General features: G+C 49.5%; 16 protein-coding genes. 14 read left to right on the top strand and 2 right to left on the bottom strand.

Annotated elements, in window-relative coordinates; genetic code table 11:
• Both QGP82_RS34795 and QGP82_RS34790 read right to left on the bottom strand, forming a co-directional pair.
• Window positions 1-444 carry a DoxX protein gene (locus tag QGP82_RS34795; protein WP_163668127.1) on the bottom strand — a complete coding sequence of 148 codons (444 nt, stop codon included), beginning with the start codon at window positions 442-444 and terminating at the stop codon, window positions 1-3.
• A gap of 135 nt (window positions 445-579) precedes the next feature.
• On the bottom strand, window positions 580-1,113 hold the full coding sequence (locus tag QGP82_RS34790) for a TetR/AcrR family transcriptional regulator (RefSeq protein WP_499062342.1): 534 nt from the start codon (window positions 1,111-1,113) through the stop codon (window positions 580-582).
• Between the two features lie 241 nt (window positions 1,114-1,354).
• Here QGP82_RS34790 and QGP82_RS34785 point away from each other — a divergent pair, with 241 nt between their 5' ends.
• From QGP82_RS34785 to QGP82_RS34720, 14 genes are all read left to right on the top strand, one after another.
• Window positions 1,355-3,337: an eCIS core domain-containing protein gene (locus QGP82_RS34785; RefSeq protein ID WP_499062340.1), complete on the top strand. Its 1,983-nt coding sequence runs from the start codon at window positions 1,355-1,357 to the stop codon at window positions 3,335-3,337.
• A 272-nt stretch (window positions 3,338-3,609) separates the two neighbouring features.
• The gene (locus tag QGP82_RS34780) at window positions 3,610-4,266 is read left to right on the top strand and encodes a CIS tube protein (RefSeq protein ID WP_499062339.1); all 657 of its coding nucleotides are present in this window, start codon (window positions 3,610-3,612) and stop codon (window positions 4,264-4,266) included.
• The gene (locus tag QGP82_RS34775) at window positions 4,266-4,586 is read left to right on the top strand and encodes a LysM peptidoglycan-binding domain-containing protein (protein WP_163698195.1); all 321 of its coding nucleotides are present in this window, start codon (window positions 4,266-4,268) and stop codon (window positions 4,584-4,586) included. Before QGP82_RS34780 ends, QGP82_RS34775 begins: the two co-directional genes overlap by 1 nt.
• Window positions 4,579-5,721, top strand: a complete 1,143-nt coding sequence (locus QGP82_RS34770; RefSeq protein WP_499062338.1) for a hypothetical protein — start codon at window positions 4,579-4,581, stop codon at window positions 5,719-5,721. Before QGP82_RS34775 ends, QGP82_RS34770 begins: the two co-directional genes overlap by 8 nt.
• Window positions 5,721-6,254, top strand: coding sequence for a phage baseplate assembly protein V (locus QGP82_RS34765; RefSeq protein WP_163668115.1), 534 nt, complete (start codon window positions 5,721-5,723; stop codon window positions 6,252-6,254). Before QGP82_RS34770 ends, QGP82_RS34765 begins: the two co-directional genes overlap by 1 nt.
• Before the next feature lie 39 nt (window positions 6,255-6,293).
• Window positions 6,294-6,617 carry a PAAR-like protein gene (locus tag QGP82_RS34760; protein WP_163668113.1) on the top strand — a complete coding sequence of 108 codons (324 nt, stop codon included), beginning with the start codon at window positions 6,294-6,296 and terminating at the stop codon, window positions 6,615-6,617.
• Window positions 6,617-6,976 (top strand): GPW/gp25 family protein, encoded by a 360-nt coding sequence (locus QGP82_RS34755; protein ID WP_006514835.1) that lies wholly within the window; start codon window positions 6,617-6,619, stop codon window positions 6,974-6,976. The genes QGP82_RS34760 and QGP82_RS34755 overlap by 1 nt, the downstream gene beginning before the upstream one ends.
• A gap of 1 nt (window position 6,977) precedes the next feature.
• Window positions 6,978-9,458 carry a putative baseplate assembly protein gene (locus QGP82_RS34750; protein WP_499062337.1) on the top strand — a complete coding sequence of 827 codons (2,481 nt, stop codon included), beginning with the start codon at window positions 6,978-6,980 and terminating at the stop codon, window positions 9,456-9,458.
• Complete coding sequence (locus QGP82_RS34745; protein WP_499062336.1) at window positions 9,455-12,124, top strand: putative baseplate assembly protein; 2,670 nt, start codon at window positions 9,455-9,457, stop codon at window positions 12,122-12,124. Before QGP82_RS34750 ends, QGP82_RS34745 begins: the two co-directional genes overlap by 4 nt.
• The gene (locus QGP82_RS34740; protein WP_499062335.1) at window positions 12,121-14,379 is read left to right on the top strand and encodes a hypothetical protein; all 2,259 of its coding nucleotides are present in this window, start codon (window positions 12,121-12,123) and stop codon (window positions 14,377-14,379) included. Before QGP82_RS34745 ends, QGP82_RS34740 begins: the two co-directional genes overlap by 4 nt.
• A 42-nt stretch (window positions 14,380-14,421) precedes the next feature.
• Window positions 14,422-17,928: a DUF6519 domain-containing protein gene (locus QGP82_RS34735; protein ID WP_499062334.1), complete on the top strand. Its 3,507-nt coding sequence runs from the start codon at window positions 14,422-14,424 to the stop codon at window positions 17,926-17,928.
• Window positions 17,929-17,940: 12 nt separating this feature from the next.
• Window positions 17,941-18,234 carry a hypothetical protein gene (locus tag QGP82_RS34730; protein ID WP_163668103.1) on the top strand — a complete coding sequence of 98 codons (294 nt, stop codon included), beginning with the start codon at window positions 17,941-17,943 and terminating at the stop codon, window positions 18,232-18,234.
• A gap of 21 nt (window positions 18,235-18,255) precedes the next feature.
• On the top strand, window positions 18,256-18,546 hold the full coding sequence (locus tag QGP82_RS34725) for a hypothetical protein (protein ID WP_499062333.1): 291 nt from the start codon (window positions 18,256-18,258) through the stop codon (window positions 18,544-18,546).
• Window positions 18,547-19,212: 666 nt separating this feature from the next.
• Window positions 19,213-19,992, top strand: a complete 780-nt coding sequence (locus tag QGP82_RS34720) for a DUF8692 domain-containing protein (protein WP_163668099.1) — start codon at window positions 19,213-19,215, stop codon at window positions 19,990-19,992.
• Window positions 19,993-20,040 lie beyond the last annotated feature (48 nt).

Genomic DNA, 20,040 nt, shown 5'->3' with positions numbered 1-20,040 from the left:
CTATAGAATTTGGCGAGATGCTGTATCCTCTTGAGACAGATGACGGCGACCTAAGACAAACAGCTGATCACGCTCACGCAATAGAAACAACGCAATTAACGCCGCCAATGTGGGAATGGCTGCCCAGAATAAATAATTAGGCGCTGTGTATGGATCAACCAAATTTTTGAGTGAAACGAGTACTGAAACAGCATGCATTCCCAGCAGCAAGCCATAGGTCCAGGTCTTCAATAAACCCGCCAAAAAAGTTAGAACAATCGCTAACTGTAGAATCCCTATAACAGCCGAAACAGATCCTGTCACAGGTGAGGAGTAGTAAGATTCAGCAACGGCTTGAGTGATTCCAGGCGCAATTATTTTTCCAATTGCCCAAACCAAGAAAAAGGCAGCAACACTAATGCGGATTAAGAACAGAGAGATTTCTAAAGGTTTGTCGGTTTTCATAATAGCCTCCTTTGGGCTCATAGAATTAGGGGGAGGTAGGGAAAAGATTTGAGGCCAGCTTTCAACAAAGTATGCGCCAAGTATGCGCCAAAGACTGACCTATATGTATGTAGATAAACGAGGCAAAAAAATCTATCAGTCGTAGATGAAACTCTTCAACGCTTGACCAACAATTTGAGGATCACCCTCAAGTCTTGCCAGCAACAAGGAGCCTTCCGCTGTGCTAACGAACCTGAGTGCCCTATTTTGAGCATCGGTTTCTCCCATTGCCACAAACTGCTTAGTGAGCCAGGCTTGAAGGTCCTTAAAATACAGAGTAAGGCGACTTCTCACGGCGGGACTCACTGATTGCAATTCTGCCGCCATCATTCCACACAAACAGAACTTCTCGTCCTGAATGTAGGCTTGAAAAGAATCGGCCACTGCTTGCAATCGTTGTTGTGGCGTATCGAGATTGTTATCGAAAGCATCAAGGGCGGTACTTTGGACTTCATAAACGCGCTCAACCAACGCCAAAGCCAGGTCAGCCTTAGCTTTGAAGTGGTAATGTATGCTTGAATTCTTGATGCCGATAGCATCAGCCAAATCAAGATAACTGAAGCCATTGAACCCCTTTAATTGGGTTAAGTGCTCCGCCACGTCCAAAATTTTTGTCCTCGTATCGCTCAAAGTGATTTCAGCATCTATCTACATGTATGTAGTTTACTGTGGATCACCAAAAAGTGCAAGGCAATAATTTGGGAGTGGTTTACTTTATCGTAGGAGCGACTTCTAGAGAAGTCACATTCCTGCCCATCCACAACTGGGCGGGATAGGCAAAGGTTTGTCACGAATGACGCGATCGCTCTACCTAACCTGATTTAATGGGGGAGGTTAGGGGATGGCTACAGATAGCCTGGAGGACTAGCCCATGCGATCGCTTGTTCAAGCTCAATCCTTACAACAACCATCTTTCACGCCTATGTCGCCAGGATTTCTGAAACGGAATTGTGGCTGTGATAAGTCAGTGGGAGTGTCCGAGAAGGAGAGCCAATTTCAGAGTCAGCAGCAGCATCGGCAACGTCCCTCTGTATGGCCCCCAGCGTTCTCTAAAATGTCACCTGTTTTGCATGAGGCGTTGCCATCACTCAGTCCTAAAACTCAGTCCAGACTGAAAATAGGACAGCCCAACGATAAATATGAACAGGAAGCCGATCGCATTGCTGATCAGGTTATACAGATGCCAGGACCTAGTTTGCAGCGGCAAATAGGCCCTGAGGAGGAGAAAGAAGCAACACTGCAAGCAACACCCATCGCTGGTCAAATTTCCCCTCTGATTCAAAGACAGGTTGATTCGGAGGAAGAGGAAGAGGAAGACGCAACCCTACAGACCAAACGTTCTTCTAACCCATCACTCAATGCTACACCTGCCATTCAATCTGGGGCTCAGGCTATACAGCAAAGTATTGGACAGCCCTTACCTTCTAAGGTCCGAACATTCATGGAACCTCGCTTCGGCCAGGACTTTTCAGGCGTCCATATACACACGACGGGGCGAGCTCCCCAACTCGCCCACAGCCTTAATGCTCGCGCCTTTACTGTGGGCAACCACATCGCCTTTGCGCAAGGAGCCTTTAACCCTCACACATCAGGTGGACAAAGCCTGATTGCGCACGAGTTAGTTCACACCCTACAGCAAGGCAAGGGAGCATCATCCCACAACACGTTACAGCGTGCCCCAGACAATACGAACGCCAGGCCAACTTGTACCCAAAGCGAAGAGGAAGAAACGGAGTTAAATCGTGCCCGCCGTCCCCTGATCCACTCCATTCTGACAGGATGGCTGCGCAAGGTTGAAAATAAAAACCTCAAAGTGGGCCCCTTACGCCGTTTACGAGCCAGACGTGCCCGCCGAATTTGCCTGCTATCTCTCTGTGGCGACTCAGACTTTAGCCTCACCGACAACGCATTAATCCAGAAACTACAAGCGTTTGATCTCGCAACGGATAAGGGCAAAGCCTACGGTGTCTGCAGCAGGCTCGGCAATGTCAGCGCACCCACAGACACTGCCACACCACAAGAAGATGCAGAGGAAACAGAGGAGACCATCTGCCCTGACTTCAAAATGCCACCAGCCAGCCAGGGCAAGACTCTCTGGGTTTTAGGAGATTTCAAAAAACCCGCTGTCTGGAACAACCAACATCGAGAAGCGAAAGCCATGGTGGGTGATCATACATGGAGCCCATCGACTGAGGATTTTCGAGCAGCAGCCGGTGGGAAAGGAGAGGTGATTGGTAGCGTTAAAGCGTTGGCAGATAAGATTAAGGCCCAGGGTAAAAAAGGCGTATCTGAACTCAACCTCGTCGGTCATGGCAATGACTCTTATCTGGCACTCAGCGGCAAAATCTTTCCCCCTGGGGAAGAAATTATTGACGAATATGGCGATGAAGATGAGAGGCCAATTAGTACAGCCAGGGTTAACTTTAATGAGACAGGTCTCGTAAATGGCTATGCGCTGAGCGTTGATGGTGCCGCTGGCATGGATTTGAAGCCATATTTTGCACCTGGGGCTGTCATTAATCTCTATGCCTGTAATACGGCAACTCTCTCAGTTCTGCCAGCTGGTATAGCCAAACAGCTCTGTACTGTGGTTTACAGGAGTGACGATACCATTAGTTACTGCCCCCACATCAACAACAAAAATCCGAAAAAGCTAAAAATTATAAGCCGTAATAAAGTTTATGTTGAAGGGACAGGCACTGAAACTAGTTCGAGCACCACTAGAACCTGCCAAAACAGTCAAAAAGACGGATTTGAGGCTTTAAAGCTCCGTCAGGTTAAGCCAGGAGCCTTAACACAAAAGAGACGAAAGCAGCCTATCAGTTTGGATTTTGATGATTTGAGTTCTCTGTAAAACTCTTCGAGAAAGGGGAAATCGACACCAGCAACAATGATTTGTTCTGCTTGATTAACGTAAGTTACGAATTTGTTCAATAAGTTTCATTTTTAGTCAAATTTGTAGCACTGTTTGTGGTTCTAAAGCAGATTCGGTAGCTTCTGAGTAAAGTTAAATCACACAGTTGTATGGCATTTTAGGTTTACACCTATAACTAGGATCATCAGCTCCCAGGGTTACATTTTCAGAGTCATTTGAGCAAGTTCTTGGCCCCTTAAGACAATCGTTTAATGACTACTCCAATCTCACCTCTCTTAAAAAAGGGCGGGCTTGCCCAGGTTGATGCAGATAATGGTCAACTGCTAAGGCTGATCAATTTTCAATTTAATCCCGAAACCTTCAGTCGTTCTTTGCAAGTGCTGCGGGTGGAGTCGGGGGATAGTAATCGGGCAGAAGCACTGCGATTAAAAGGCCCTGCTGCCGAAACCATTAACTTGGAAGTTGAATTTGATACGGCGGACCAGCGTGAATTTCCGCAGCAGAACCCGGATGCGGTTGAATTTGGCCTTTATCCGCAGTTAGCGGCGCTGGAAACATTGATTTACCCCAGCACCAGTCAACTTCAGGCTAATCATCGTTTGGCTCAGGCAGGAACGTTAGAAATTACCCCAATGCAGGCCCCGTTACTGTTATTTATTTGGGGAAAACAGCGTATATTGCCCGTCAACCTCACAGAGTTTAGCGTTACCGAAGAAGCCTTTGATTCTTTCTTAAATCCGGTACGAGCCAAAGTCAGTCTGGGTATGCGGGTACTCAGCATTTTTGATATTCCCGTTGAAAGCTATGGTGGGGGACTATTTATGAGCTATCTAGAACAAAAAGAACAGTTTGCAACCAAAATACCCCGTGGCAGTTTCAATAGTTCTGGCATAGGAGGCTTGCCCTAATGAATGACATATTTCCTCCCACCAGTCGATACCATACTATTGAAACCAAGACGCTTGAGGGTGAGACAGGCCAGTCTGTAGCGTATTTGTGTCGTCGATTTGTTCCGCCACCAGAACGATTTGCCCTATTGCAAGAACATACCGTCAGGGACGGAGAGCGACTGGATAATCTCACTGCCCAGTATCTAGGTGATCCGGAACAGTTTTGGCGAATATGTGATGCCAACGGTGCCATCCGTCCCAATGACCTGACCGCAACCACGGGGCAAACGCTGCGGATTACTCTGCCTGAAGGTATTCCAGGGGCAGCTAATGATTAGGGGTAGTCAGCACCTGCTTACCCTCATGGTGGGACCGGCTGTACCAGTACCAGTCCCACAAACTGTTTTGGATGCCTTAACAGAAGTCTCAATCAGCATTTCGGCACGCTCCGCCAGTGGATTTCAATTGAGTTTTGAAATTAGCAACAATTCCCCCTTGCAAACCCTTTTCTTGCTCTCTGGAGGAGCAACGATTCCATTGCTAAGAGTGGTTATTGTCGTCACAGTCAATGGCACACCTCAGGTACTGATTGATGGGGTAGTTAAGGAGCATTCAATTTCACCTGGCGTTGGCAGCCAGCCAGCCACATTGACGATTATGGGCAGCGATCTCACTGAAGTGATGAACTACCCCCGGTTTAGTAATCCGCCGGGTACGCCTTTTCCAGCGATGCCGCCATTTACCCGAGTGCTGACTATCCTGGCCAAATACGCTGCCTTAGGGATTATTCCTAAAGCATTACCCAGTGTTTTGTTAGATGTGCCGCTACCAACCGACCGGGTTCCCCAACAAAAAGGTACCGATCTGGACTATATTCAACAGCTTGCCGATGAGGTGGGCTATGTGTTTTACCTTGAGCCAGGACCAGCTCCCCTGACTAGCTGTGCCTATTGGGGACCTGAAATAAAAGTGGGTCAGCCTCAACCGGCATTGAATGTAGATATGGACGCTTACACCAATGTGGAATCTCTCAGCTTTCGATTTGATGATAGTGCAAAGATGTTGCCAATTGTGACAGTTCAAAATCCCACAACAAAAGTTCCGATTCCCATCCCTATTCCTGATATTACACCATTAAATCCTCTCCTGGGGGCCGTGTCGCCTATCCCTCAACAGTTTGAGGTGATTTCTGACTCAGCTAAATATTCGCCTGTACGAGCTACCATGATGGGTCTTGCCAAGGCAGCTCGTTCTGCCGAAGCGGTAACTGGCTCGGGCAGTCTGGATGTGTTGCGCTATGGCCGCTTGCTAAAAGCAAGAGAATTGGTGGGGGTGCGGGGGGCAGGTGTGGCCTTTGATGGATTGTATTACGTTAATAATGTTACCCACACCATCACCCGTGATGCCCACAAGCAAAGTTTTGAACTCTCTCGCAATGGTTTAGTATCCACTGTTTCCCAGGTGCCTGCATAATGAATGGACAGAAGTTTTATGGTAAATATCGCGGCACGGTGGTCAATAACGTTGACCCTGAACGACGGGGACGTCTTCAAGTATCAATAACGGATTTTTCGTTGTTGCCGTCTACCACCTGGGCCTTACCCTGTTTTCCCTGGGCTGGACCGCAAATGGGGATGTATTTTATTCCGCCAATTGGGGCTGGGGTATGGATAGAGTTTGAACAGGGTGATCCGGACTATCCGATTTGGGTGGGCTGCTGGTGGGGGTCTACACCGGAGGTGCCAACCACGGCGGCGGGACAAACGACGCCTGGAACTCCAGTAGCGGTGATGCAAAGTGTCACCCAGGGAGCTGTGGTGATTAGCGATGCTCCAGTTCCTCCGATGACGGCACCGGGGGTGATGGTCAATAGCGGACCGGCTTCTTTTATTACCGTTGATGCTAGTGGCGTGACGATTACAGCACCTACCATCACGCTCAAGGCGACGACGGTGAATATTACAGGCATTACGGATATTAATGCGGGGGCTTTAAAGGTGACTTAGCAGTACAGAAGGGAGTGTATAGGGAGGAATCAAAGAACAATGCCAGGATTTATTCTGCATCAAGGAGCAACGGTGTTGTGCAGCCATGCTGGACAAGCTCAACCCACATCGGTAAACCCTCGGGTGACGGTGAGTGGTCAGCCGATTGTGACTCAGCCGACGGTCTATGGAATTGCGGGATGTACGCTGCCGCCGCCGCCAGCGGCTAATGGTCCCTGTGTGACGGCCCAGTGGGTAACCGGTTCAACTCGGGTGACGTCCATGGGTATTCCTGTGTTGTTGTTGGATAGTCAGGCAATTTGTACCCCAACAGGCACTCCGTTGATCATTGCGGCCACCCAGGGGAGGGTAAGTGCGATCTGATGGTGACAGATTTTCCCTTCCACATTGATCGGAGTCGAGGGCGCACAGCTCTGACCGATGGGTCAGGTCACATTCGTGATCTAATCGAGCAGGTGTTGTTTACAGCGCCTGGGGAACGGGTAAATCGACCGGACTTTGGGAGTGGGTTATTACAACTTGTGTTTGCCCCAAACAGTGACATTTTGTCGGCGGCAACCCAGGCCACGGTGAGGGGGGGCTTACAACGGTGGTTGGGGGATTTAATCCAGGTGGATGAGGTGATGGTGGAAAACGAAGCGTCTACCCTGCGTGTCACCGTGCGTTATTTGGTACGCCGTACCCAACAACAGCAGGTTGCACAGTTTACGCGGGAGGTGTGACATGCTGCGGTATTTCTGTTGTGATCATCGCCGTCGCACTGCTGTTCTTGCCAGTGGTCTCAATGGCATTGATTATTTAGAGGTGCTTGATAATGATGCACCCAACAACAGTGATCGGCAGCTAATTTTATTGGTTTTTCTGTTAAAGCCGCTGGGGGCCAATGGTCTCGATGCTGACAATATTCAGATTGAGGGCGGCGAGCGAATCCGAGATATTCAGGTAACGGAGATTGTTACCGCTAATGACTCTGTAGAAATTCGACTGCGGGTTAATCAATGGGGAGATTATTCCACTTATACCCTCAAAATTGTTGAGGGTAACGGACCGCCCAACTGGCTAGATCCAATTTTGTCGGCGATTAATTTTTCGTTTAAGGTTGACTGCCCTAGCGATTTTGATTGCGAAACAGAACGAATTTGTTCTCCAGAACCAACGCCCACACCAGCCATTAATTACCTGGCCAAGGATTATGCTAGCTTTCGGCGGTTAATGTTGGATCGGCTGGCGGTGCTGATGCCCCAGGGATTTGAGCGGAATCCGGCGGATATCGGCATCGCCCTGGTGGAGCTAATGGCCTATGTGGGGGATTATCTTAGCTATGAACAGGATGCGATCGCAACCGAAGCCTATCTCGACACGGCCCGCAAACGCACCTCTGTGCGTCGCCATGCCCGCCTTGTAGATTATTTTATGCACGATGGCTGTAATGCCCGCACCTGGGTGCAGGTACAGGCCAGCGGCAACAACAGCATTAACCTACCCCAGGGCACCCAGGTACTCACCCAGGTGCCGGGACAACCCAGGCTGATTCCACCGGATTCCTCCCAATACGAAATAGCCCTCGGGCAACGGCCTGTCATTTTTGAAACCATGACGGAGGCCGTCCTATTTCCCACCCACAATCAATTAGAGTTTTACACCTGGGGAGATCAAGACTGTTGTTTGCCCAAGGGGAGCACCCAGGCCACCCTTAGCGATCATTATCCTAATCTGAATGCGGGCGACATTTTAATTTTTGAAGAGATACTGGGACCGCGCACGGGACACCCCGAAGATGCCGACCCCAGCCACCGTTGGGCCGTACGGTTAACCCAGGTCACCTTAATGGCAGATCCCATCGGTGGACAGTTTGCTGAGCCCCCCAACAATGAGCCGGTAAATGTCACCCAAATCACCTGGGATGATGCCGATGCGCTACCCTTTGCCCTATGTCTGTCTGCCCAGGCAGATGCCGTCCAGGGGGAACAGTTTTTAGCGAACGTTACAGTGGCTTTGGGTAATATTGTTCTCGCCGATCACGGGGCCACTATTGCTCAAGAATTTCTGGGTACCGTACCGTCGCCAACGCTGTTTAAAGTGCCCGTGGCAGCAGGCGATCGCTGTCAGCCAACGGTTCCCAATCCGGTTATTCCTAAGTTTCGCCCCGGTCTGGCAACAGGCCCTCTGACCCAGGTCACCGCCTACACATCTCCCCCATCATCTGCCCAGGTGGCCTTCCAACGACAATTGGGAACGGCCTTACCGGCCATTACGTTGCAGAGTGAACTCAGCAGTCAGCCAGCGACATGGCGACCCGTCAGAGATTTACTGAGTAGCGGTCGTCAAGATTTGAACTTTGTGGTCGAAACTGAGAATGACGGTAGTGCCAAGATCCGCTTTGGAGACGATCGCTATGGTTTACGTCCCAGCCCAGGTACCCGATTTAGTGCCACCTATCGCATTGGCAATGGTCTCGCAGGTAATATCGGAGCCGACACCTTAGCCCATGCGGTGAGCGAGCTGGGCACGATTCAACAGATTCGTAACCCATTGCCTGCCCGAGGAGGACAGGCCCCAGAAAGTCTTGAACAGGTGCGTCAAGCTGCGCCCTATGCCTTTAGGGTGCAGGAACGAGCCGTGACCCTGGCGGACTATGCTGCTGCTGCTGAACGGCACCCAGAAGTACAAAAAGCTGTGGCCACATTTCGCTGGACAGGGAGCTGGCGCACTGTGTTTGTTACCATGGATCGTCTGGGGGGGAGATTAGTTGATGCTGAGTTTAAAACAGAGCTACGAGAGCATTTGGAACGATTTCGGATGGCGGGCTATGACCTGGAGGTGGATGGGCCGCGATTTGTCTCTTTGGAAATTGAGATGTTGGTGTGTGTGCATCCCAATTATTTTCGCAGCGATGTTAAGGCAGCGGTACTACAGGTATTGAGCAATCGTAGACTGCCGGATGGTCGGTTAGGTCTCTTTCATCCCGACAATTTTACCTTTGGGCAGTCGGTGTATCTCAGTCCCATTTATGCTGCTGTACAGGCTGTTACCGGGGTGGCGTCAGCCCACATTAAACTCTTTCAGCGGCAGGGTATCCCCAGTAAAGAGGGCCTTGTCACTGGGGTGTTAGAGATGGATCGTCTGGAAATTGCCCGTCTCAACAATGATCCTGATTTCCAGGAGCAGGGAGTATTACGCTTGCAGATGGAGGCAGGGAAATGAACTCATTTTTGGCTCGGGAACTGCTGGCGTTAAATGACTGTGGCTGTTGTGATGGCATTGGCTTATATACGCCAGTAGAGGTGTTTAATCGGGCCGGGCTGAAAACTATCACCTACCGCGCTGGTGTCCATGGCCAGTTTAAGCAGAGCATGTTGGCCCAGCTATCTAGTGCGGAGCTGTCAGCCCTACAGGCGCTGACAACCCGAGATGATGATGACTTTGCGATCGCACTCCTTGACGCCTGGGCCACTGTTGCTGATGTGCTCACCTTCTACCAGGAGCGTATTGCTCAAGAATCTTATTTGCATACCGCCACCGAACGCCTATCGATTCGACACCTGGCTCGCCTGATTGGCTACCAGTTACAACCGGGTGTCGCTGCCAGCACCCAGCTGGCCTTTACCCTGGATACTGCACCCGGCTCGCCCGCCCAAATCACCCTGGACGTAGGGACCAAGGTGCAGAGTGTTCCCGGTAAAGATGAGCTACCCCAGCTATTCGAAACCTCAACCCCCATCGAAGCCAGAATTGCCTGGAACAGCCTGCGACCCCGATTGACCCAGCCGCAAACCAACAGTTCTGTTAATCAGAGCGTTACCGTACAGGGAATTGCCAACAGTCTCCAAAAAGGAGACAAACTCCTGATTGTCAAAGGCCCAAGCCGCAGTTTCAAAACTGTTTTTCGCGTAACCCTCGACCAGGCAGCCAATACCACTCGTCTGGATCTGATCTCGGGTGCGCCACCGGCACTGCCTGGATTTAATAATCCCACCTTTCCTCCAGGTGTGGAACCTAACCAGCAAGTTCCCCTTACCCAGGCCCAAATCGATAGTCGCATTATTGGCAAAAGCTGGTCCCAGGAAGATCTGTTAGCCCTGATAGAAAACCAGGGATGGTCTGTAGACAGTCTCACAGAAACAATCGTTACTCAACAAACTGCCCCCCCTCAACCGGCAGAGATTTACGTTTTTCGCCTGAGTGCGCCCGTGTTTGGCCATAATGCAGCCAAACGAATTGAATATGACGATAGTGGTGATTATTCCACACCTGTTATCGAAAATGGCACGCTTAAGCAGATAGAATGGCAGCCTGCGGGGGAATCTGGCAGCTGGTTATTTTTAGATAATGCCTATGAAGGCATTACCCAGGGTGGCTATGTGGCCATTCGCAAAGCCCCCAGCTCTAACCCTGTTATTGCCACAATCAACCAGGTGAGTACCCTGACCCGCAGTGAGTATAATCTCAGCGGTAAAACCACTCGCCTGATTTTGGATACCGACTGGTGGAAGGCCAATTCCAATAGTTTTCACATTATCCGACGGACCCTGGTCTATGCCCAAAGCGAAGCTCTGTCATTGGCAAATTTACCAATAACAGAAGCAGTGCAAGGAGACACCATTACACTGGACAGCTTTTACCTGGGATTGCAACCAGGGCAGCCTCTTATTCTCAACGGGGAACGAGCCGATCTTCCTGGAGTGACCCACAGTGAGGTTCTTACCCTAAAAACAATTACCATTCAAAGCGGCTACACCCAAATTATCTTACAAAAAGGTCTTACCTATCCTTACCGGCGAGATACCGTCACCATCAACGCCAATGTGGCCCCGGCCACCCATGGTGAGACTGTTCAAGAGATTTTAGGCAATGGCGATGCCAGCCAGGTGTATCAAACATTTACCCTGCGACAGTCGCCACTCACCCATGTCAGCAGTGATGCCACCCCCAGTGGTGCCCTCTCCACCTTAGAGATTCGTGTAAATGATATCCGCTGGCATGAAGCGCCCATGCTCTATGGCCAAACACCTCAAGATCGCAGCTTTATCACTCGCCTCACTGAAGCGGGTAACACCCTGGTGAAATTTGGGGATGGGCACACCGGTGAGCGATTGCCTACTGGCATTAACAATATCGATGCCCGATATCGTAAGGGCCTGGGTCTGGCAGGTAATGTCAGAGCTGATCAGCTGACCAATTTAATGTCTCGTCCCCTGGGACTGAAAGCTGTCACTAATCCCTTACCCGCTACCGGTGGGGACAATGGCGAGAGTTTGGCCAACGCCCGCGACAATGCGCCATTGACCGTACTCACCCTTGATCGGGTGGTGTCGCTACAGGACTTTGAAGACTTTTCTAGAGCCTTTGGGGGCATTGCCAAGGCCCTGGCCACCTGGACCTGGATGGGCCAACATCGGGGGGTATTTGTCACGGTGGCCGGTCCCAACGGAGAAGCCATTGAAGCTGAGCTGATTGCTAAACTGCTAAAACAATTGCAGAAGTCTGGCGATCCCCATGTGCCAATACAGGTCCAGTCTTATCGAGCGGCCAAATTTACGCTGGCAGGCAAGATTCAAATCAATCCTGATTTTCAGGCTGATAGCGTACTGGGTGCCGTAAAACAGGCTATGCGCAGGGCATTCTCCTTTGAAGCCCGTGCTTTTGGGCAAGGGGTGGCCCTGAGTGAGGTTTTGGCGGTGATGCAACGTGTGACTGGTGTGGTGCACGTGGATCTGGATTTACTCAGACGCTATGGTTTGTTGCTGATCAACGGTCTGAAAAGGCCACTACCGGCAGCCGTACCTCAGCACGATGGTTCTAACTTGCTGGCGGCAGAACTGTTGACCTTAGATCCAGCGGCACTCGATCAATTGGGGGTACTGTCATGACGTTTGATGCAGAAACCCTTTACAAACTGTTGCCTGCCATTTATCGCATCCGTGATGTCGATCAGGGAGAACCCCTGAAGGCGTTGGTTCAGGTATTGGCAAGGGAAGTAGCCGTTCTAGAAACGGATTTGGAACAGCTTTATGATGACCAGTTTATTGAAACCTGTGCCGAGTGGGTGGTGCCCTACATTGGCGATCTGATTGGGAATCGTCCCCTTTATACGAATCTGCCTGAATTCCCCAGTAATCGTGATCAAGTAGCAAATACCATCGGCTATCGCCGTCGTAAGGGTACGGCGGCCATGTTAGAACAATTGGCTCGAGATGTAACAGGGTGGCCAGCTCGGGTGGTGGAGTTCTTTGAGCTGTTGTCAACCACTCAGTCCATGAACCATGTCCGACAGCACAATCTTGTTACCCCCGATTTACGTCGCTGGCAGGCATTGACCTATCTTGGCACTCCCTTTGAAACAACGCCCCACCTGGCCGAAATGCGACGGATTGCCTCCCAACGGGGACGGTATAACATTCCCAATATTGGCCTACATTTGTGGCGGTTACAGCCCTACAGCCTCAGTCTCTTTCTGAGTGCTGCTCGACCCGTAGGCCCCCTAGCCGATGGCCGCTACCGGTTCCATCCGGTGGGGCTAGATGCCCCCCTGTTTAACCCGCCTTTACCAGAAATTTTGTTTACCCTGGCTGCCCCGATTAATGTGCCAGATCCCTTGCCTCGTCGTGTGCTCTATGAGGAGCTGGAGGCCTGGCGACAGGCCATTGCCAATGGACAATCGTTTCAACCTGAGTACTTTGCTACGGGTGATTCCAGTCAGACTGGGGCTCGACAGCCGGTATTTGAGGTTGTTGTTGTGGACAATGGTGTAGAAACATCCATTCCCCCTGAAGAAATTCTCATCTGTAATCTGGCTGATTGGCGACGTCCACCCACAACACAATCTTATCAGCCCTCTGATCCAGACCAGGCTCCCGTCTCGTTGCCAATTCAAGTGGCTGTGGATCCCTTGCTCGGGCGCATCTCTTTCCCACCAGAGGTAGTGCCGGAACAGGTTAATGTCGGCTACACCTATGGCTTTAGTCACGATGTGGGTGGGGGTCCCTACGACCGTGGAGACTCCGTTTTACCCCTGTTGGAGCGTCCGGTCACCTGGCAGCGGGGTGTGAGTCTCGCTGCTGAACCTGCCGATGCCGATGTCGTACCGACCTTAAGTGAGGCTATTAACCAGTGGAATGCTCGGCCCCCTGGCAGCTTTGGTGTTATTGCCATTATCGACAGCCAAACCTATGGAGAAGACTTTCCCACCATTAATATTCCTGAAGGGAGTCAGTTGTTAATCGTAGCAGCAGACTGGCCCCTGGTGCCCATACCGGATTCACCATTACTGCAGCGCCAGCTGGGAGACTTAGCACCAGAATTCTTGCGTCCCCATTTACAGGGTGACCTGACAATAGCGGGAACTGCTCCTGACGGTAACGACAGCCCCGGCGAGTTGTTTTTGAATGGTCTTTGGATAGAAGGTTCACTTACGGTGCAGCCAGGTAATGTGAATCGAGTTCAATTAGATCACTGTACCCTTGTTCCCTTTACTAACACTGAACCGGTACCCCGTAGTCTGGCTGTTCAGGCAAATAATTCGTTGCTGACCGTCCAACTGGACCATACCATTACAGGCCCTGTCACTATTGCTGAAACGATTGAAGACTTAAGGGTGGTAACCAGTTTGGTGGATGGAGGAGGAGAGGTTGCGATCGCAGCCCCTGACACCCCCACCCATATCCAAACCAGTACCCTTTTAGGCACCACCACGGTACGCAGTCTGGAAGCCAGTAACAGCATCTTTACCCACACAGTTACCGTCCAGCGCCGTCAGGTTGGCTGTGTTCGATTCTCATCACTACCGCTCAATTCACAAGCCCCACGTCGTTACCAATGTCAGCCCAATTTAGCCCTGGCCGCCCTGGCCACACAACTCAACCTGCCAGCCATCGAAGACCCCGATCAGCAAGCCCAGATAGAACGCCGTCTATCCCCCCAATTTACTTCGCGACGCTATGGCGACCCGGCCTATGGTCAACTAAGTCAGCGCTGTGCAGAGGCAATTCGTCGGGGAGCCGATGACGAAGCCGAAATGGGAGTATTTCATGATCTCTATCAACCCCAACGAGAGACCAATTTACGAGTACGCTTGGACGAATATCTACGCTTCAGCCTAGAAGCCGGCATTTTTTACATCACCTAGTGATTGTCTAGTACCTAGCGATGGATTTAACAGGAGGCCTCCATGAAGGGAGATTTTAGTCGAGATACCTTCGATAGCACCAAGCACTACAATATGGTGCTGTTGCAGATGGGGCGCTTGTTGTTAGACTCAGACTGGGTCGAACAACAACAGATCCATCAACATCGGATTGAAACCGAAGCCCGCGATGTGATTGGTCCATGTGGGGCTCCTAAAGACGATCCAGGGTTTGGCATTGAAGCCGTCGACAATGACTTTACCATCGGTGCTGGCCGCTTTTACGTTAACGGTATTCTCTGCATTAATGAGACCGATGTCGCCTACAGTCAACAACCCGATTTACCCAATCCTGCCGATTTAAGTAGCCTGTTTGCTGAGGCCGGTACCACTAACGCCATTATTTATCTGGATGTTTGGAAGCATCATATTCTGCCCATTGACGATCCCCAGATTCGTGAAGTGGCGCTGGGTGGACCCAGTACCGCAACAAGGCTAAAAACCCTATGGCAAGTTAAAGTCTTGCCCATTACCGAGCCGGTCAATCAGCTCAGCTGCGATGGTGATCTCTCCGAATGGGATGATCTGATCGCCCCCAGCACTGGCATGTTAAATGCCCGCACAGCTGCCGCCGAGGCCACGGACAATCCCTGTCTAATTCCTCCCGGTGCGGGCTACCTGAGGTTAGAAAATCAGCTATACCGAGTGGAAATTCATGCCGGTGGCGATGGCGACACTGCCACTTTCAAGTGGTCACGGGACAATGGTTCTGTGGTCACAGCCATCAACGGTATGGATGGCCAGGAAATCACCGTGGCTGATCTGGGCCCCGACGATGTGCTGGGGTTTGCCAAAGGCCAGTGGGTCGAAATCATAGACGATGCCCTTGAGCTGAATGGCCAACCAGGGGAACTGTTACAGATTGACGACTTTACCAATGATGCTGCCGGTCGTCCTGTGATTGTGCTGGCCTCAGCGCCTACCCCCTTAGCCGCTGAATTTCCCAATGGCATCAATCCTGATTACCATCCGAAGCTGCGTCGCTGGGATGGAGCAGCAACCGGTGGACTGCCAGTCTCAGCAGACTGGACATCCTTAGAAGGCGGGATTCAAGTGCTGTTTTCCGAGGGTACCTATAACACCGGTGATTATTGGCTAATTCCAGCCCGTACCGCCACGGGCCAGATCGAATGGCCGGTGACCGATACCCCTGTGCCTACACCCATTCCCCAGCTGCCATTGGGCATCGACCACCAATACTGTCGGTTGGCCATCGCTCAGTTTTTAACCAATGCCGCTGGCGATGGCGAGCTGGAAGTTCTGGAGATTTGCGATCATAGCTTTTGTCCCCTGACCGAACTAGACCCTGGAGAATCCTGCTGCACCGTTGTAGTACAACCGGGAGAAAGTATTCAAGCAGCCCTAGATTCACTCCCACCCCAGGGAGGATGTGTTTGCCTCAAAACGGGGACCCATACTATCCAACAAGCGATTTGGATCAGACGATCCAACGTTGTTCTTAAAGGAGAGAGTCCTGGCACTCGCGTGGTCCGCAACAATGGGCTCAACCTGTTGCGAATTCAGCGCCTTCGCAATCAACAGGTGATCAATGTCGTCGTCCATCAAATTCGATTTGAAGCCGCCGGTATAGACCCTGAACCTTCAAATTTGTTGGATCTAACCGTGGCGGTCATTAGTAACGGCCTCAATGTGCAAGTAGACCATTGTCAGTTTGAGGTAGAGCTAGCCCAGGATACCGACAACACTGGTTCAAACCTACCCATGGGACCTGCCTTGGGATTTGCTGTGGTCAACAGTGAACAAATTACCCTACGGGATAATGTCTTCCGTTTGATGTTCACGGGGATCTGGGCAGAAGCGATCGCAACCTGCAATTTTTCCAATAATCAGTTTATCGGCCCCACAGCCCAAATTGATGACTTTACCTACCCGGTGGGGCTCATCTGCATTTTGTTAAACCTACTGACCTCGGAGAATGTGTTACTAGGTGACAACTGTCAAATCACAGATAATTTAATTCAGGATAGTTTTATCGGCATTGTTACGGGCGTTCACAGTGACTACTGTCATATTATTAACAACCAGATTCGTCGTCCGGCAATTCGACAGCTACCCATCGAAGAATTTGACAATCAATATTTAGCAGGGAGCGATCCCTATCTCTATGGGATTATCACCTACGGTAATCACTGCATGATTGCAAATAACACCATCAATCTAGACTCTCCTTCCTGGGGAGGGATTCGAGTCTTTGGAAGCCACACCCGAGTGGAAGACAACACTATAATTTCCAATTTGGATCGAGGGCTTCAGATCGGCAACACCCAGCTACCCCTATCAATTTTCTTAGGAGAAGTTGCCGAGAACGATGATGCCCCCCTGCCTGTCCTGGAACTCAATGCCAGCGTTGTAAAAGGGAACAAAATCACAGGAATTCTCACGGGTATTGGCGCAGCTAATGTGGAAGGGATTGAAATTTCAGCAAATCAAATGACAGTGTCGGGGAATTTCTCCGCAGCTGTTCCCATGGGAGTGGCGCTGGCCAATACCCAGCGGACCGTGGTTCAAAATAATCACATTAGTGGTGCTGAATTTGGTGTTTTTCTGTTGGGCACACCTCCCATCCAAGGTGTAGGTAATCGCGTACTTGACAACCACATTAGCGATGGCACCTACGGTATTGGTGCAGTCTCAGAAACAGCCCTGGAGATTTCTGGCAACCAAATTGATAATATGACGGTGGCAGGTATTGCGGCTAGCAATTTGATTGAACAGGCTTACTTAGCCAACAACCGTTTAGATCATTGTGGCTATCGACCACCCACATCTAACGCCACCAGTATTGCGGCAACAACCGCTGTGGGTGCTGGTATTTTTATTATCTCAGTGCTAGGAGACCTGACTCTACAGTCTTCTCAGATTATCAATACAGGCATCTCACGCCAGGGAGAAGTAGCCGCGACAGCGGCATTCTGGGGCATTGCAATTGGCCTGGTGTTATCTTGCGATATCACTCAAAACCATGTGTTTTACAGTGATACAGAGGCTGTAGCTCAGATGAACCTGATCCCCACCCATCGGTCGCTGTTGCTATTGGGATGGTTTGCCCCAACGAATGTTGATGTTCGTTTTCCTCAAGTCGGCAATGCCATGGTCAATGATAATATTTTTCAAGGGATTGGCTTACCCCATCTTGTCGAGTTTTTGCGCAATCCGAATGAGCCCCGGGTGGGCTTTGAACAGGTTAGTTTTAGTCAGAACCAATGTTTCCATTTGCGATCGCAAACCTCTCAGCCCCCTACAGACTTTATTACTAGCCGCCAAGGCAATGCGACCGTGGTGACCTGGGGACGACACTTGGTGGTGATGGGTAATCAGGTCAAGGCTGCGGATAATCCCAATTTCCCTTCCATGGATCTATCAAATCCAGAGAGGATTACTGTAATGGGTAATATTGCCAGCGGATCAATTATTAACTTTGGTTCTGGTGTTACCCCGCCGAACCCCGGTGACTTTAATGTTTATTCATAGCCAGGAGGTTTTATGGAAATCAAACGTATCGAAGACATATTGTCAGCGCAGCAAAAATTTGCGCAGCAACTCCAGCAGCAAATGCAGCAATTTAGCCAACAAACAAGCCCTGGCAGCTTTACCCTAGCCGACAAAAAACGTCAGCTACAACAATATGAGCAGCGTTTAAATACTACAAAGAAAGCCAGAGAGGCTTCGATTTCACGGTTTGATACTGATATTCGCCGTTACGATCAGGAAATAGAACGTCTAAAACGTGAAATTCAAGCAAATGACACTGGCGTGCGCCGTAAACAGCAAGGTTGATGACAACATCGTTTCACATTTTTGTTAATTTATGCCTTTAGGAAAGTTGGAGTAGAGTCAGCCAATACCGTCACCAGTCTTTGGGCAGAAACCTTTACACAGGCCTATCAAGATCTCCATAGCCCAGAGAACCTTCGCACATGCTGCGCTAAAAACTATTCCAATGAGGAAGCAATTAGCATTTTATCGCCTGATCAGTATGCTTGCATTATCGCCTACCGAGAAGCTGCACCTGTAGGTTACTACATCCTGAACTATCAGCAGTGCCCAAAAGATTACCTAACAGTAGCTACCAGCCCTACAACACATTAATCAGATGTAATGATTCTATTGTGCCAGCGATAATTCTGGCATTAGCACTCTTTCTTGTTTGCAAACTGTTGCCAGGTGCTAAATTGTCCTCAACAAGTGTTGAAACGTCTTAAAAATTAGATTTATATTCCTTAAAAAATGGCCTAAATCGCTCAGCTACGATGAAAAATGCCCAAAATTTAAATACATATCTATTCATAATCTAAAACTGATTTATCGATCACTACATTCCTTACAAAACAGCTATTTCTGCCATTATTTGTCAGTCCAATAAGACTATAAATTGTTACAAAACACTTCCATGGGCAAGGGCTTTTTTATGGTTTTTGCCATGACATAAGAAAGCTCTCATATGGCTTTCATAGGATACTTACCTACAGGTGAGACCCTTAAACAATAGTTAACCTATTCTTAATGCTTATCCGATGCTCACCATATGCAATGTGATGCTAAAAGCCCTTTATTGCTATGGTCAGGCTGCAATAAGTCTGTAGTAGCAGCCAGTGTTAAAAGCTGCCACAATGGTTAAGGGAAATTTAAGCGAAGTTAAACATGATAGTTAATTACAGCATAACTTCTGACTTCTGACACCTGATTCCCCACCCAGCCAAAATTTCCCAACTTAAATGCTCTACCCTACTAATATTTTTTATCTACAACTCTTCCATGATCACAAAAAGAAAGAACTTTCTAGGCTCTCTTTATATACAGTTTAGGGGGAATTTGCCCTTAATCGGATTAATCGCAGCTATTTCAACTATTTTCTTAGGCAAGGTAGTATTTATTCATCTCTGGTATGACGTTCCCATCGATCAGCTCACCAGGGATATAATTGCTGTCGGTCGCATTCCTGTCTATGCAGGATTTCTTTCTCAAATAGGTCTCTTCTGCTGGGCTGCCGCAGCAATGCTCTGTTTTTTTAGCGCTAGCGTTATTGAAAACAATGGCAATCACCACAAGATCAAGCAGTTTTTGTTGGCTTCGACGTTGCTAACCTTAATCCTCGGTTTTGATGACGCCTTCTTACTCCATGAAAAAGTTCTGCCCAAACTGGGCATACCAGAAGGTGTCACCTATGCAAGCTATGGTGGGTTACTACTTTTTTACTTACTTAGATTTCACCAACTTATTCTTAAAACAGATTATATATTTATAGCTCTTGCACTCGTTTTCTTTGGTCTTTCATACACATTAGATTTTGCATTAGCCATAGTGTATCCTGCCGCTCCCATCCCACTCCTGACATCAGGTCGAATCTCGTATCTGCTTGAAGATGGTGCAAAATTTATCGGTATTATCAGCTGGCTTGTTTATTGCTTCCAAATTGGCAAATACTCAATTAGAGTCAGTGCAGCCAAACCAAACATTGAGCTGCCCTACTATTCTGATGGAATTGCAAAACAGCAGATAATACACAAAGGTCTCCATATTGGTCAAGATCGTTAACGATGGCACTTTAAACGCATCACCTAACTGCCACGGAGTGTTGCTACT

The organism is Leptothoe sp. LEGE 181152 (assembly GCF_032906605.1).
Classification (GTDB): Bacteria; Cyanobacteriota; Cyanobacteriia; order Phormidesmidales; family Phormidesmidaceae; genus Leptothoe; species Leptothoe turfae.
This window is presented reverse-complemented; position numbering and strand designations above follow the sequence as displayed.

Bases quoted from the DNA above. Each gene is read 5' to 3' on its own strand.
- QGP82_RS34765 (WP_163668115.1), top strand. From the start codon at position 5,721: ATGAATGGACAGAAGTTTTATGGTAAATATCGCGGCACGGTGGTCAAT.
- QGP82_RS34740 (WP_499062335.1), top strand. From the start codon at position 12,121: ATGACGTTTGATGCAGAAACCCTTTACAAACTGTTGCCTGCCATTTAT.
- QGP82_RS34755 (WP_006514835.1), top strand. From the start codon at position 6,617: ATGGTGACAGATTTTCCCTTCCACATTGATCGGAGTCGAGGGCGCACA.
- QGP82_RS34780 (WP_499062339.1), top strand. From the start codon at position 3,610: ATGACTACTCCAATCTCACCTCTCTTAAAAAAGGGCGGGCTTGCCCAG.
- QGP82_RS34795 (WP_163668127.1), bottom strand. From the start codon at position 444: ATGAAAACCGACAAACCTTTAGAAATCTCTCTGTTCTTAATCCGCATT.
- QGP82_RS34745 (WP_499062336.1), top strand. From the start codon at position 9,455: ATGAACTCATTTTTGGCTCGGGAACTGCTGGCGTTAAATGACTGTGGC.
- QGP82_RS34730 (WP_163668103.1), top strand. From the start codon at position 17,941: ATGGAAATCAAACGTATCGAAGACATATTGTCAGCGCAGCAAAAATTT.
- QGP82_RS34735 (WP_499062334.1), top strand. From the start codon at position 14,422: ATGAAGGGAGATTTTAGTCGAGATACCTTCGATAGCACCAAGCACTAC.
- QGP82_RS34775 (WP_163698195.1), top strand. From the start codon at position 4,266: ATGAATGACATATTTCCTCCCACCAGTCGATACCATACTATTGAAACC.
- QGP82_RS34785 (WP_499062340.1), top strand. From the start codon at position 1,355: ATGCGATCGCTTGTTCAAGCTCAATCCTTACAACAACCATCTTTCACG.
- QGP82_RS34770 (WP_499062338.1), top strand. From the start codon at position 4,579: ATGATTAGGGGTAGTCAGCACCTGCTTACCCTCATGGTGGGACCGGCT.
- QGP82_RS34720 (WP_163668099.1), top strand. From the start codon at position 19,213: ATGATCACAAAAAGAAAGAACTTTCTAGGCTCTCTTTATATACAGTTT.
- QGP82_RS34750 (WP_499062337.1), top strand. From the start codon at position 6,978: ATGCTGCGGTATTTCTGTTGTGATCATCGCCGTCGCACTGCTGTTCTT.
- QGP82_RS34760 (WP_163668113.1), top strand. From the start codon at position 6,294: ATGCCAGGATTTATTCTGCATCAAGGAGCAACGGTGTTGTGCAGCCAT.